Annotated in this window: 11 protein-coding genes; 2 read left to right on the top strand and 9 right to left on the bottom strand. The window is 73.8% G+C overall.

The window, feature by feature from the left end; translation table 11 throughout:
• Window position 1: 1 nt before the first annotated feature.
• The 9 genes from KLP28_12865 to KLP28_12825 form a co-directional block, all read right to left on the bottom strand.
• Entirely contained in the window at window positions 2-1,132 is a 1,131-nt protein-coding gene (locus tag KLP28_12865) for an AAA family ATPase (protein QWC84452.1), read from the bottom strand.
• 4 nt (window positions 1,133-1,136) lie between these two features.
• Complete coding sequence (locus KLP28_12860; protein QWC84451.1) at window positions 1,137-1,688, bottom strand: hypothetical protein; 552 nt, start codon at window positions 1,686-1,688, stop codon at window positions 1,137-1,139.
• A complete protein-coding gene (locus KLP28_12855) occupies window positions 1,685-3,184 on the bottom strand; it encodes a hypothetical protein (protein ID QWC84450.1) in 1,500 nt (499 codons plus the stop codon). Before KLP28_12855 ends, KLP28_12860 begins: the two co-directional genes overlap by 4 nt.
• Window positions 3,181-4,548 carry an SWIM zinc finger domain-containing protein gene (locus KLP28_12850; protein QWC84449.1) on the bottom strand — a complete coding sequence of 456 codons (1,368 nt, stop codon included), beginning with the start codon at window positions 4,546-4,548 and terminating at the stop codon, window positions 3,181-3,183. Before KLP28_12850 ends, KLP28_12855 begins: the two co-directional genes overlap by 4 nt.
• A gap of 55 nt (window positions 4,549-4,603) precedes the next feature.
• The gene (locus KLP28_12845) at window positions 4,604-5,908 is read right to left on the bottom strand and encodes an MFS transporter (protein QWC86977.1); all 1,305 of its coding nucleotides are present in this window, start codon (window positions 5,906-5,908) and stop codon (window positions 4,604-4,606) included.
• Window positions 5,909-6,031: 123 nt separating this feature from the next.
• The gene (locus tag KLP28_12840) at window positions 6,032-7,384 is read right to left on the bottom strand and encodes an FAD-binding oxidoreductase (GenBank protein QWC84448.1); all 1,353 of its coding nucleotides are present in this window, start codon (window positions 7,382-7,384) and stop codon (window positions 6,032-6,034) included.
• Window positions 7,385-7,405: 21 nt separating this feature from the next.
• Window positions 7,406-8,602, bottom strand: a complete 1,197-nt coding sequence (locus KLP28_12835; GenBank protein ID QWC84447.1) for a hybrid-cluster NAD(P)-dependent oxidoreductase — start codon at window positions 8,600-8,602, stop codon at window positions 7,406-7,408.
• Window positions 8,599-9,930, bottom strand: a complete 1,332-nt coding sequence (locus tag KLP28_12830) for an aromatic ring-hydroxylating dioxygenase subunit alpha (GenBank protein ID QWC84446.1) — start codon at window positions 9,928-9,930, stop codon at window positions 8,599-8,601. Before KLP28_12830 ends, KLP28_12835 begins: the two co-directional genes overlap by 4 nt.
• Before the next feature lie 24 nt (window positions 9,931-9,954).
• A complete protein-coding gene (locus KLP28_12825; protein QWC84445.1) occupies window positions 9,955-12,027 on the bottom strand; it encodes an NADH:flavin oxidoreductase in 2,073 nt (690 codons plus the stop codon).
• A 73-nt stretch (window positions 12,028-12,100) separates the two neighbouring features.
• Here KLP28_12825 and KLP28_12820 point away from each other — a divergent pair, with 73 nt between their 5' ends.
• Entirely contained in the window at window positions 12,101-13,021 is a 921-nt protein-coding gene (locus KLP28_12820; protein ID QWC84444.1) for a LysR family transcriptional regulator, read from the top strand.
• A gap of 206 nt (window positions 13,022-13,227) precedes the next feature.
• The gene (locus tag KLP28_12815; protein QWC84443.1) at window positions 13,228-13,404 is read left to right on the top strand and encodes a hypothetical protein; all 177 of its coding nucleotides are present in this window, start codon (window positions 13,228-13,230) and stop codon (window positions 13,402-13,404) included.
• The last annotated feature ends 157 nt before the right edge of the window (window positions 13,405-13,561 follow it).

Below are 13,561 nucleotides of genomic sequence, written 5' to 3'. Positions count from 1 at the left end.
ATCACGACCCCGACGTGCTTCCCAGGTCTCGGCACGCGCGGTAGAGGTCGCGCCACTCGGGCCGGTCCTTCACGACCGTCTCGAGGTACTCCCCCCACACCACCGAGTCGGCGACCGGGTCCTTCACGATCGCCCCGACCAGGCCCGCGGCGATGTCATCGGCACCCACCGTGCCGTCGCCGAAGTGGGCGGACAGGGCAACGCCGTTGGTCATCACCGAGATCGCCTCGGCGGTGGACAGGGTCGCCGACGGCGACTTGAGCGTCGTACGCCGGTCGGCCGTCGCCCCCGACCGCAGCTCGCGGAAGATCGTCACCACCCGCTCGACCTGGGCCAGCGACTCCAGCTCGGCCGGCAGGTCGAGCGAGACGCCGAGCTGCTCCACGCGCCGGCGGACGATGGTGACCTCGTCCTCGAGGGAGTCAGGGAGCGGCAGCACGACGGTGTTGAAGCGACGCTTGAGCGCGGAGGACAGGTCGTTGACACCCTTGTCGCGGTTGTTCGCCGTCGCGATCACGTTGAACCCGCGCCGTGCCTGCACCTCGGCCTGGATCTCGGGGATCGGCAGGGACTTCTCGGACAGGATCGAGATGAGGGCGTCCTGCACGTCGGCGGGGATGCGGGTGAGCTCCTCGATGCGTACGAGTGACCCCGACTCCATCGCCCGCATCACCGGGCTGGGCACCAGGGCCCCACGGGTCGGTCCCTCCGACAGCAGCCGCGCGTAGTTCCAGCCGTAGCGCAGCGACTCCTCCGGCGTGCCGGCCGTGCCCTGCACCACCAGCCCGGAGTCGCCGGAGACCGCCGCGGCGAGGTGCTCGGCGACCCACGTCTTGGCCGTGCCCGGCACGCCGAGCAGCAGCAACGCCCGGTCGGTGACCAGCGAGGAGACCGCCACCTCGATCAGGCGGCGCGAGCCGACGTACTTCGGGCTGATCTCGGTGCCGTCCGCCAGCGTGCCACCCATCAGGTACGTCGTGACGGCCCACGGACTCAGCCGCCACTGCGGCGGACGCGGCCGGTCGTCGACCTCGGCCAGGGCGGCGAGCTCGTCGGCGTACGCCTGCTCGGCGCGCTCACGCAGGATCTCGCCGGGCACCTCGACGTCGCTGTGCTGCTCCCCCGTGCTCATGTCCTCATCCTCCACGAGACCACCGACGCTCCGAGAACACCCAGGCCTGGGACCACACGGCGGCGACGCCCGCGGCGAACGTGACCACGAGGAGCACGCCGCTCGTCACGAGCTGCCAGGTCGGCTCGCTGTCGAATCCCAGCAGCTGCGCCGTCGTGAGCGCCGAGAGCGCGATGACGGCCCACCCCGCGGAGAAGCGGTCGCGCAGCCGGTCCTGCACGGTCGGCGCGTACGGCTCCCTGAGCAGCCCACCGACGCGCCCTGCCAGCCACCGGGACTCGGCCCGCGACCACAGCCAGGTCGCCGCCAGCAGCGCGTACAGCAGACCGGCCAGGTCCCCCGCGACGAGCAGGGCAGCAGCAGTGCCGAGGAAGCCGACCCCGAGGAAGACGGCCAGCACCCGACCGGTCGTGCCGCGCGCCGACCGGACCAGGGACCTGCCGATGTCGGGGTCCTCCTTCACGGCACGGCGCAGCCGATCGGCCGGCTGGTTGCGCGACCAGAGCGCCAGCAGCACGAACACGACCGAGGTGACCGTCGGGAACACCCAGGTCATCGGAACGCCTGCGCGATCGTGCCCCGCATCTCGATGCCTCGCCGCACGTCGTCGAGCGCCGCGACGTGGGCCTGCGAGAGACGCAACGCGTGCGCCTTCACGAGCAGGTCGAGCGCGGAGCGCGGCAGGCGCTCGAGCAGCACGGGGATCAGCTCGCGCACGTCCTCGGCGCGGACGGACGGGTGCATGAGCGCCCCCGTCACCGCGCGCGCGAGTCCGTCGGGCCACCGGCCGCTCAGCTCCACGACCGTGTCCCCGACCCGTCGCAGCGCCTCGACCTCGCCGTCGCGGACGATCGAGCCGAGGTGGGCGACCGCAAGCCGTGACCGGGACCCCTCGTCGAGCAGGGCCAGCAGGCGGGGCTCCCAGACGCGCTCCAGCAACGGCTCGCACCAGACACGGCCCGCCTCGCTGCCCTCGCCACCCTCGGCGACGGCGCCGTGGACGAGCCCCGCGACCACGTCGTCGTCCGCGGCCGCGACCACCTGGGCCGGTGTCCACCCGGTCGCCTCGCCCAACGTCGCGAGCGGGGCGGCGGCGACGAGGACGCGGACGCGCCACCGCGCCGGGTCGACACCTCGCGGCGCCGCCGTCGCGAGACCGTCCCGACGGCCCGCGGCATCGGGTTCGGGCGGGTCCTCGACGCTCAGGCGGCGACGGCCGAGCGAGCGCGAGGACGACACCAGCGGCTCCAGGGCCGCTCGGGCGCGGGCGGCCCGGGCCGAGGCAGGCAGACCGTCCAGCAGCCGCCACGCCGTCTCCCGCGCCGCGGGCGACCGGTCGTCCAGCGCCCTCTCCGCGAGAGCTTCGTCGTTTGCTCCCAGACCGTGCTTCAGGACCGGCAGCAGGGCGGCGCGTACGCGGCCGGGCTCCTCGTCCCAGCAGGCCTCCAGCCACCCACGGGCAGCAGCGGGATCGCGGAGCCGCAGCCTCTCGAAGGCCTCCACCCGACGGGGCAGCGGCAGGTCGCGCCAGCAGGCGTACGTGGGGGCCGCGCCCTCGTCCTCCAGCGCCACCTGCCACGCGGGGTTCATGGCGCAGATGCGGCGGCCGGCCTCGCCGAGCACGGGCTGCAGCGCCGTCCGCACCGCGGCGTCACGCAACGCGACGTCGAGCACCCGCGGCAGCACCTCACCGGGAACGCGGCAGAAGTCCTCCTCGCACGCCCGCAGCCACACCACGACGAGCCGGCGGGCCAGCCGCTCGGGAACCGGCGGGTTGTCCAGCAGCAGCCGCAGCAGCTGCACGGCCACCTCGGGTGCGGCCGCCCGCTGCTCGGCCGCGACGTCGACGCGCTGCGGTGGCGACAGTCGTACGGCCGGCGGTCGGGACCTCATCGACGCGCCCAGGGCGACCTGGTCGAGCAGACGCCGTGCGCCCTGCTCCGACACCTCGATCCCGAGGTCGGGCGGGTCGGGGACGCCCCGTCGCGCCGTGCCGAGCAGCGCCGCGCTGGAGACCTCGTGCCACCAGTAGGCCAGGTCGGGGTCGTTCACAGCGCCACCAGCTCCTCGCGACCACGCGTCTCCACGAGGGCGGAGAGCAACCTGAAGCGTCCCGCCTCGAGCTCGCCGAACACCGGTCCGGGCGCGCCCCCCGACCGTGCGATCCACGCCCACGCCGCGGCGTCGCCCTCGACGACCAGCGCGTCGCCGGCCTCGTCGACGACGTGCAGCCGGTCGTGCGACACCTCGAGTCCCGCGTACGCGAGGGTGCCCGGCACCCGCTCCACGAACGGGTTCCGCTCGCGCGCCTGCGCCGCCCGGTCGAGCAGGTCGGACACCGACCCGGGTCGCGGCAGCGCCGTGCGGCGACCCAGCGACAGCGGCGCCTCGGCGAACACCGCCCGGCGCAACGTCGAGCCCGGGTAGCGCGCCACCCGCCCCTGCACCAGCGACCCGACCGGCCTGGCCTCCCGCATCGGCTGCGACCCACCGGCGAAGTCGAGCACCACGACCGTCTCGTGGGTCTGCTCGCCCCACATCCAGGTGCGCTGCTCGCGCACCCGCCCGTCGTCGGTGTGGTGCACCCCGAGCACGACCCAGTCGTCCTCGACGGCGTCGGCGGCCAGCACCTCGGCGGTGGCGTACGACCACCCGAGCACCGCCCGCAGGTCCCCCATCTGGGCCGGGGACAGACGCGTACGCCGCTGCCAGACCTGCGTCGCCGCCCACCACCGCCCGACGGCGGGCAGCAGGAGGTCGGCCCAGTCGGACCGTTGCGGCAGCTGCTCGGCCAGCCGTCGCATCTCATCGGCCAACCGCGGCACCTGGGCGTCGACGAGCCGCGCGGCCGCGGCGTCCCAGAACGCGTACGGGCGCCCGCGCGCCTCGGCCAGCCCACCGCGGACGAGGTCCTCCAGCCACAGCTCGAGCTCGGCCAACCCGGAGGTCATCAGCTCCAGCCGGGCCTCACGACGCTTGGCCTGGGCCGGGGTGTCCTTGACAGGTCGCTGCGTGGTGGGCTCGCGGGCGGTCTCCGCCCCCTCGGCGTGATTCTGTGCCCTCTCGGCGCGATTTCGTGCCCTCTCGGCGAGGGTCCGGGCGCGGCGTCGGGCAGGGTCGTCCAGCGGCAGCTCCTCCCCGGCGCGCAGCAACCCCTCGCTCCAGAGCAGAAGCAGCGCAACGGCGTGCTTGCACGGGTGCTTGCGGCTGGGGCACGAGCACCGGCACGCAGGCGCGGCCACGTCGATGCTCACCTGGTACGGATCGCCGCCCGTGCCCTGGCACCGCCCCCACAGCAGGGTCTCCGAGGCGCCCGTGCCCGACCACGGGCCGGGGCGCGCGAGAGCGATCGCCGCGGCGCGTACGCCCTCGTCCGGCGCAGCAGCGAGCGCACGGGCGCGGGACCAGGCATCCATCAGGGCCCAGTCTGGCCCACGCCCCCGACAACTCCGCCCGCGCCGGCGGCACAGGTCAGGACGGCTCGTCGCGCGTCCGTCGCCGCGCGGGACGCCACGGTCTGGCGAGAGCGAGCTGCGCCGCAACCCAGTCCGGGTCCTCGTCGCGCAGGTAGGCCCGCGCCTTCTGCCGCCACCGCCACACCTGCACGAGCCCGAGCGTCCACAGCACGTACTGGAAGCTCATGGCGACCTTGAACGCCTCCGGGGTGTACGCGTCCGAGGTCCCGGGCGTCTGCCAGTCCAGCAGCAGCCCGATCACCACCACGAGCACCAGGCTCGCGGTGAAGCCGCCCTGGTTCACCACGCCCGTCGCGCTCGCGACGCGCTCGGCCGGGTTCGACGTCCGCGCCAGGTCGAAGCCGATCACCGAAGCCGGCCCGCCGATGCCGGCGACGACGACGAGCACGACCAGGAGCCAGAAGGGCGCGGGCCCGGGCCACAGCAGCACGACGGTCCACGTCACGACGATCGCCGCGACGATGCCGAGCACGAGGTTCGAGCGCTGCCAGGGACGGGCGGCCGTCCGCATGCCCAGCAGCGGCCCCGCGGCGATGACGGCGACGACCATGATGCTGAGAAGCAGTCCGGCCTCGGCCGGCGTACGCCCCTCCCCGCGCACGAAGAAGGGGTAGCCCCACAGCAACCCCAGCGTCGTCGCGGAGAACTGCGTGACGAAGTGCATCCAGAACCCCAGCCGGGTCCCGGGGTGGGCCCAGGAGGCGGCGAGGCTGCCGCGCACCTGCGCGAGCGAGAGCGCCTGACCGGAGACCGACCGCGCGCCCGGGGCGTCGCGCACCACGAGCAGCAGCAGCACGGTCACCAGCACCCCGGCGAGGGCCGCGGTCAGGTAGGCGGGGGTCCACCCCAGCTGCGCGAGCGCGTACGTCATCGGCACCGCCGCCACGAGCGCCCCGCCCTGACCGATCACCGCCGTCAGCTGCGTGACCACCGGGACGCGTCGCCCGTCGAACCAGGTCGCAACCAGCCGCAGCACGCAGATGAACGTCAACGCGTCGCCGACCCCGACGAAGGCCCGCGCGACGAGCGCGGCGGCGTAGGAGTCCGCGAACGCGAACGCCGCCTGCGAGACCGTCATGAGGACCGCGCCCGCGACCAGCACCCGACGGGGACCGAAGCGGTCGACCAGCAGGCCCACCGGGACCTGCAGCCCGGCGTACACGACCAGCTGAAGCGTCACGAACGTCGCGAGCTGGCTCGCGCTGATGCCGAAGCGGTCCGCCGCGACCAGCCCCGCCACCGCCAGGGAGCTGCGGTGGAAGACGGCGAGGAAGTACGCCGCGACGGCGACCGTCCACACCGCGTACGCCCGTCGCCCCCGTCCTACGGAGCCGCCCCCGGAGCCACCCACGGAGGCACCCGCGGGGCCGGCACCGGACGCGGCAGGATCACTCACCCGAGAAGGGTAGACAGCCTCAACGGCTCACCCGAGCACGGTCCGGGTGCTGGAGTCGTTGACCGGCCGCTTCCGCGAGAACGCCCCGAGGTCGATCTTGAGACCGGTGTGCGCACCCACGTAGGTGACCGGCTCGGCATCGTGGTCGGCGCCGTCCTCGACGGCGTCGACGATCGCGGCCAGGAAGCAGCCCGCGATCGGAGCGTTCTTGAACTGGTTGCCGCTGGTGCCCATCGCGACGTAGAAGCCGGGCGCCTCGGTGCGGTCGTAGATCGGCGTCCAGTCGTCGGCGACGTCGTAGACCCCGACGACACCGCGCGGCTGGTTCGGCACCCCGAGCTCGGGCAGCCGGCGGGCGGCCCGCATCACCTGCGCGGTGTGCCGGGCGGTGGTCACGTGGGGGGCGGCGTCCTCGGGCTTCTCGACCCAGTCGAAGGGGTCGCAGTGCGGCTCGGTGCCGCCCACGACCCAGGCGCCCGCGGGGCCCGGACGCATGTACGTGCCGAGGTCGATGTCGAAGACACCGGGCCCGGGGGCCGCGTCGGTGCCGTAGCCGGGCGGCTGCGTCACCTGGTGCACCTCCTGGCGCAGCGGGCGCACCCCGATGGTGAAGTCCGACCCGATCCCGGCCATGGCGTTGAACGCCCCCGACCAGGGTCCGGCCGCGTTGACCACGACGGGCGCCTCGACCCGGCGTCCGTCGGCGAGGTCGAGGTGCCAGGTGCTCCCCCGCTGCTCCACCGCCACGACCTCGGCCCGGTAGGCGGTGCGGGCACCGTGGTGCCGGGCGGCGTACGCGAGGTTGTCGGCCGCGAGGCGCGGGTCGTCCATGTAGCCGGCGTCGGGGGTGTACAGCGCGCCGAGGGTGGCCGGGGCGTCCTCCCAGAACTCCTCGGACTCCACCGGCTTGTTCGGCCAGTACGCCCCGGTGTCGAGGTGCGGGAACCGGGCGGCGAGGGCGGCGGCGTCGAGGTACTCGAAGGGCACCCCGGCCGCCCGCAGCAGATCCCGGCTGGCCTCCAGGGGTACGGCGGGCACGTCGAGGTGCAGCATGCCGGTGCGGTGGAACCGCGACAGCGCCGGCGCCTCGGGGGCCGGGAGGTCGGCCACACCCAGGTGGTCGGCCCACTGCTCCCACATGAACTTCGCCTCCCAGGAGGTGGCGACGGTGTCGAAGGTGGAGTAGAGGAACCGGATCACCGCGCTCGACGCGCTCGTGGAGCCGTGCCCGGCCCCGGGGCCCTTGTCGAGCACGAGCACGTCACGACCGCCGCGGGCGAGCTCGAGGGCGACGGCGGAGCCGATCACGCCGGAGCCGACGACGACGGCGTCGGCGGTCAGGGCGTGGGAGCTGGTGGGGGTGGTGGGGCTGCTGGTCATGGGGGTCCTCGCGGGTCGTGGTCAGGCGTCGACGACGATGTCGCCGTCGGGGGTCGAGCAGCACGGCAGGAAGGCTCCGGCCGCGATCTCGCGCGGGCGGATGCCGCCGCTGTGGGACATGTCGACGCGGCCGTCGAGCAGCGTGATCTTGCAGGTGCCGCAGAGGCCGGCTCCGCACGAGGACGGGATCGCGAGCCCGGCCTGCTGGGCGGCCTCGAGCACGGTGGTGCCGGGCGGGCAGCGCAGCTCCAGGCCCGAGCGGCCGAAGCGTACGAGCGCCTCCGTCGGCGCGGCGGCGAGCTCGGGCCGCGGCTCGGGCACGACGGCGACGGGGTCGACGGGGTCGACGGCAGGCTCCGGCGGTGCACCGACGGCCCCCAGCACGAAGCTCTCCTCGTGGCAACGGGCGGGCTCGACACCGAGCCGGGCCAGCGTCGCCCGGACCCCCATCATGTAGCCGGGCGGACCGCAGCTCAGCACCTCGCGGTCGGCGAGGTCGGGCACGAGCGTGGCGAGCAGGTCGTCGGTGAGGCGGCCGCGTGGGCCGTACCAGGTGCCCTCGGGGTCCTCCTCGCAGATCCAGTGCACCCGCAGCCGCGGCAGCGTCACCGCAAGGGCCTCGACCTCCGCGCGACAGACCAGGTCGGTGGGCGTCCGCGCGCTGTGCACCACCACGACGTCGAGGTCCTCGGCGAGGTCCGCGATCGTCCGCAGGGTCGACAGCGTCGGGGTGACCCCGCTGCCGGCGGACAGCAGCAGGTAGCGCTCGGCCGGGTGCTCCGCGACCGCGAACGAGCCCAGGGGCCCGCGCACGTGGACCCGGTCACCCGGACGGCACTCCTCGTGCCACCACGCCGTCATCACCCCGCCCGGCATCCGCTTGACCGTGAGGGTCAGCAGGTGCGGCCGGGTCGGCGGCGAGGAGATCGTGTAGCACCGCTCGGTCCACGCACCGTCGACCTCACGCCCCACCACGACGTACTGGCCGGCGTCGAAGGCCAGCCTGCTGCCGGAGACGGTCGGCTCGAGCACGACGGTCAGCACGTCGTGGGTCACCGGCACCACGCGGCGTACGACCATCTCCTGCTCGAAGGCCTCCTCGGCCGGCAGCACGTCGCGCCCCAGCGCGGTCGGCAGGTCCGGCACGATCCGCAGGGCCGGGCCCTCCTCCAGGCCGACGGCGGGCGCCCAGGTGGTCGGGATGTCGGCGTAGGTCATCGCAGTGCCTCCTCGCGCATGCGCGCCACGTACCAGGTGACGAAGTCGTCGACCTGGCGCTCGCCGTCGGTGTAGGGCCCGGGCACGTACGCGGGGTCCGCGACGCCGGCCTGGGTCAGGCCGACCAGGGCGGCGTCCTGCTCGTTGGTGCGTCGCCACACCTCGGTGAGCTCGTCGACGTCGTAGTCGACGCCCTCGACGGCGTCGGCGTGCACCAGCCAGGTCGTACGCACCAGCGTGCGGTCCGGCGCGACGGGCAGCGCGGCGAAGGTGACCACGTGGTCGCCCAGCGCGTGCACCCACACGTTGGGCTGGGCGTGGAAGGTCACGCGGCCCAGCCGCGCCTCGTCGATGTCGCCCAGCAGACGTTGCACCAGCCGCGAGCCGTCCCGGCTGAAGGACTCCCCCGCACCGTCGAGCGCCTCCCGGGCAATGCGGTACGCGAACGCCGGCTCCACGAGGTCGTCGACCAGGTCGCGCGGGTAGCCGCGGGTGCGGCACACCGCGGAGAGGTCCTCCTCGGCCGCCTTGTACCGCTGGTGCGCCGGCATCAGCCGCGGCGGCACCTGGTCGTCACGCAGCCCCCAGGTCGGGAAGAACGTGCGCAGCAGCTCGGGGTGCCCGTCGCAGTGGTAGCACTCCCGGTTGTTCTCCATCGTGAGCTTCCAGTTGCCGTGCTCGACGAGGTCGACCTGCGCCGCGACCTTGGCGCGGTCGAGCGCATGGGGTGCCAGGTAGGGGGCGATCGTGTCGATCGCGCCGCCGGGTGCGTCGAGGTCCTCCGGCGGCTCGTGCGCCAGGCAGATGAACAGCAGCCCGCCCACCTCGCGCACGTGCACCGTGCGCAGCGACAGGCACGCGGGGTCCGGGCCGCCCTCGGCGACCGGCGCCAGCTGCGGGGCGTGCAGCAGCCGACCGTCGGTGCCGTAGGTCCAGTGGTGGTAGCCGCACACCAGGTTGCCGACGGCTCCCCGCGGCTCGGTGACCAGCCGGGACCCGCGGTGGCGGCACACGTTGCGGAAGGCCCTCACCTGCTCGTCGTCGTCGCGCAGCACGATCACGCTGATCACGCCCAGCTCGACGGTCAGGTAGTCACCCGCCTCCGGGACCTCGGCGACCGACCCGGCGAAGACCCACTGGCGGTGCCACAGCAGTCGCAGGTCGAGCTCGAAGAGGTCCGCGTCGGTGTAGCAGGCACCCGGGAGCGGCCGACCCGGCGTCCGTGCGTCGAGCAGCCCCAGGAGGCGGTCGCGGGAGGCGTCCCCGGTGCGTACGCCGCTCAGGTCGCGGCGGGTGGTGCGCTCGGGCGCCGTGGTGAGGGTGGTCACGGGTGTCTCCTGGTGCTGTCGTGGTCAGACGGTGAGGCAGAGGCGGAGGGCGTCGTAGACGGCCGCGTGGATGTTGCGGCTGGCGACGGCGTCCCCGATGCGGAACAGCTGGTAGGTGCCGGCGTCGTGGCGCACGACCTCCTGCGGCGCCCCGGCCAGCAGCGCGTCGTGGTCGACCTCGCCGAGGTTGGTCGAGCCGGGGACGAGGTCGCGGTAGAGCTCGTCGTTGGGCAGCGTGCCGTGCTCGACGACGACGTGGTCGACCACGCGCTCGACTATCGCGCCGAGGTCGGTGCTGTAGTCGGTGGCCAACGTGGCGACGAGGCGTCCGCCCTCCTCGGGGCGGGCGCGGCGTACGCCCACCAGGCGCCGCGCGAGCGTGGTGGTGACGTCGTGCTCGGCGAAGACCTTCAGGTACGCCGGGCTGTTCATGCTGCCCACGCCGATGCCGAGGCTGCGCTCGGGTGTGCTGATCTCGACCGCCAGACCGGCCCTGGCGAGCACCTCCGCGGCGTCCAGGGCGGGTTCGCCGCCGTGGTCGTCGTGCACCAGCACCCGGTCGCCGGCTCGGAGCCGGGCGCCGGTGCCGCCGAGCACGTCCCAGGTGTCGAGCACGAGTGCCTGGTCGGCCTCGGGCAGCCAGCTGCGGTTCGGGGAGCCGCCGGTGGCGACCACGACGACGTCGGGCTCGAGCGCGAGCACGTCGGCGGCCTCGGCGTACACCCCGAACCGGAAGTCCACCCCGGAGTACTTGGCCTCCGAGAGCCGCCAGTCGACGATGCCGACCAGGTCGCGGCGGCGCGGCGAGGACGCGGCGACGAGCACCTGCCCGCCGGCCCGGTCGGCGGCCTCGAGCACGGTCACCCGGTGGCCGCGCTCGCCGAGCACCCGGGCGGCCTCGAGCCCGGCGACCCCGGCGCCGACCACCACCGCGCGGCGGCGACGGCCCACGGTCGGCGCGATGACGTGGGGCATCGAGCCCTCGCGGCCGGTGGCCGCGTTGTGGATGCACTTGGCGTCGCCGGACTCGTAGATCGCGTCCAGGCAGTAGGACGCACCGACGCAGGGGCGTACGCGGTCCTCCTCGCCGCGTGCGACCTTGGCGACCAGGTGGGGGTCGGCGAGCTGCGGCCGGGTCATCCCGACGAGGTCGAGCAGCCCATCGCGGATGGCGTGCCGGGCGGTGGCCACGTCGCCGATGCGCGCGGCGTGCATGACGGGCACGTCGACGCGGGCCCGCACCTGCCCGGCGAAGTCGAGGAACGGCGAGGACGGTGTCCCCATCGACGGGATCGTCGCGGCCAGCCGCGCGTCGGACTCCAGCCCGCCCTTGATGACCGAGAGGAAGTCGATGCCGCGGTCGGTGTAGCGGCGCAGCACCTCGACGGCGTCGTCGAGGCCGAGGCCGCCGGGCAGGTCCTCGTCCATCGCCATCCGTACGCCCACGACGAACTCGGGGCTCACGGCCGCCCGGATCGCCTCGATGACCCGCAGCGGGAAGGTGAGCCGGCGCTCGGCGTCGCCGCCGAACTCGTCGTCACGGTCGTTCGTCGCGGGCGAGGCCCAGGCGTCGAAGAGGTGGCTGTACGCCTCGATCTCGATGCCGTCCATGCCGGAGGCCTCACAGCGGGCCGCCGCCTCGGCGTAGTGCCGCACGATGCGGTCGACGTCCCAGGCCTCGGCGACCTTGGGGAAGGACCGGTGCTGCGGCTCGCGCCTCGCCGAGGGGTAGACCAGCGGCAGCCAGTCGCCGGTGAAGTTGCTGGTGCGCCGGCCCAGGTGGGTGACCTGGCACATCACCGCGGCCCCGGCCTCGTGACAGTCCTCGACCAGGCGCGCGAGCCACGGCACGACCTCGTCCTTGTAGAGCAGCATGTTGCCGAACGCGGGCGGGCTGTCGGGGCTGACGACCGCCGAGCCGCCGATCATCGTCAGGCCGACGCCGCCGCGGGCCTTCTCGAGGTGGTAGAGGCGGTAACGGTCCTTGGGCATCCCGTCCTCGGTGTACGCCGGCTCGTGCGAGGTCGACACGACGCGGTTGCGCAGCTGCACACCCTTGAGGTCGAAGCCGTCCAGCAGCGGGTCGAGGTGGGCCATGCGGCCAGTGTCGGACCATGCGGACTACCACGACCAGCGCAGCGATCTGCACACGATCGTGCAACGATTGCGCATGATCGACACGCGCCTGAGAGTGCTGCAGGTGGTGGCGCACCGCGGTACCCTCGCGGCCGCCGCGCACGACCTGGGCTACACGCCGTCGGCTCTCTCGGCCCAGCTGCGCACCCTCTCCCGCGACGTCGGCACGCCGTTGCTGCAGCCCGAGGGCCGACGACTGCGTCTGACACCCGCGGGCCGCGTGCTGCTCGAGCGGGCCGACGCGCTCTTCGCGGAGTGGGCCGAGGTGCACGCGGCGGTGCTCGCGGCCGGCGGGACCGGTCTGGGCCGGTTGCGGCTGGCCGGCTTCTCGACCGCCGCCTCCGCGCTGCTCGCCGAGGTCGCGACCTCCGCACGCGACGAGGCCGTCGAGACCACCGTGACGGTCATCGAGGCCGAGCCGCTGGCGTGCTTCGAGATGCTGCTCGCCGACCGGGCGGACATCGCGGTGGTCGTCGCCGGCGGGCCCCTGCCGCCCTCGGACGACCCCCGCTTCGAGCAGCAGCCCCTGCTGGTCGACACGCTCGACCTCCTCGTGCCCGCGGGCCACCGGCTCGCCGAGCGGGAGTCGATCTCGCTGGTGGAGGCCGAGCACGAGCCGTGGATCACCGACCGTCCGGGCAGCACCTACTCCGACCTGACGCTGGCCGCCTGCTCGGCCGCCGGGTTCGTGCCTCGGCAGGCGCACCAGGCCCTGGAGTGGGACACGGCCGCCTCGCTCGTGGCGGCGGGCCTCGGCGTCGCGCTCATCCCCCGGCTCGCTCGGCTGCCCTTGGTCGGCTCGCTGGTGCGGGTGCCGCTGCGCGGCGAGGGAGCGCCCGTACGCCACGTGCGCACCGCCGTGCGTCGAGGCACCAGCTCTCAGCCGGAGATCGCCTGGGGGTTGCAATGCCTGCGGCGTACGGCCGACCGTCTCACGGCCGAGACGACCGCCTGAGGTCGCTCACGGCCGCGCGGCGACGGATGGGCGTGACGAACGCTACGCGCTCCGGCGAGCCGTGTGGCACTGCAGGGAGGACACGGTGGCACCCACGCGACTCGATTTCGGGACTCCACATTTTCGTTCCGGTGACATTTTCTCACGGCGCGCCACGGTCAGTTCTTGTACGTGTCGGGCCGATTTATCGCAGTACCGTCACGCGCATGTCATTGGATGTCCTGGCCCTGATTCTGCTTCCGGTCTTCTTCATCTTGGTCTGGCTCGGAAGCAGAGCCCTCGACGTCGCAGTCGGCAAACCGCTCGCTCAAGGAATCACGCTGATGGTGCTGGCACTCGTGGTCGGCCAGGCCGCCTTCTCGGTGCTCATCGCCATCGCTTGATTCGTCGCCCCGAAACGCCGGAGACACGGGCGATGCAAGCAGTCTGAACCAGATCCGGCGACGTGCTGATCGCTCGCGCGTTGCCGCCCCGGTCCATCGTGCGGGTAACTTGTCGCCATGGTCGGCATCGGGTTCGTCGAGTTCCTGGTGCTCCTCA

It is taken from the genome of Nocardioidaceae bacterium (assembly GCA_018672315.1).
Classification (GTDB): Bacteria; Actinomycetota; Actinomycetes; order Propionibacteriales; family Nocardioidaceae; genus TYQ2.
This window is presented reverse-complemented; position numbering and strand designations above follow the sequence as displayed.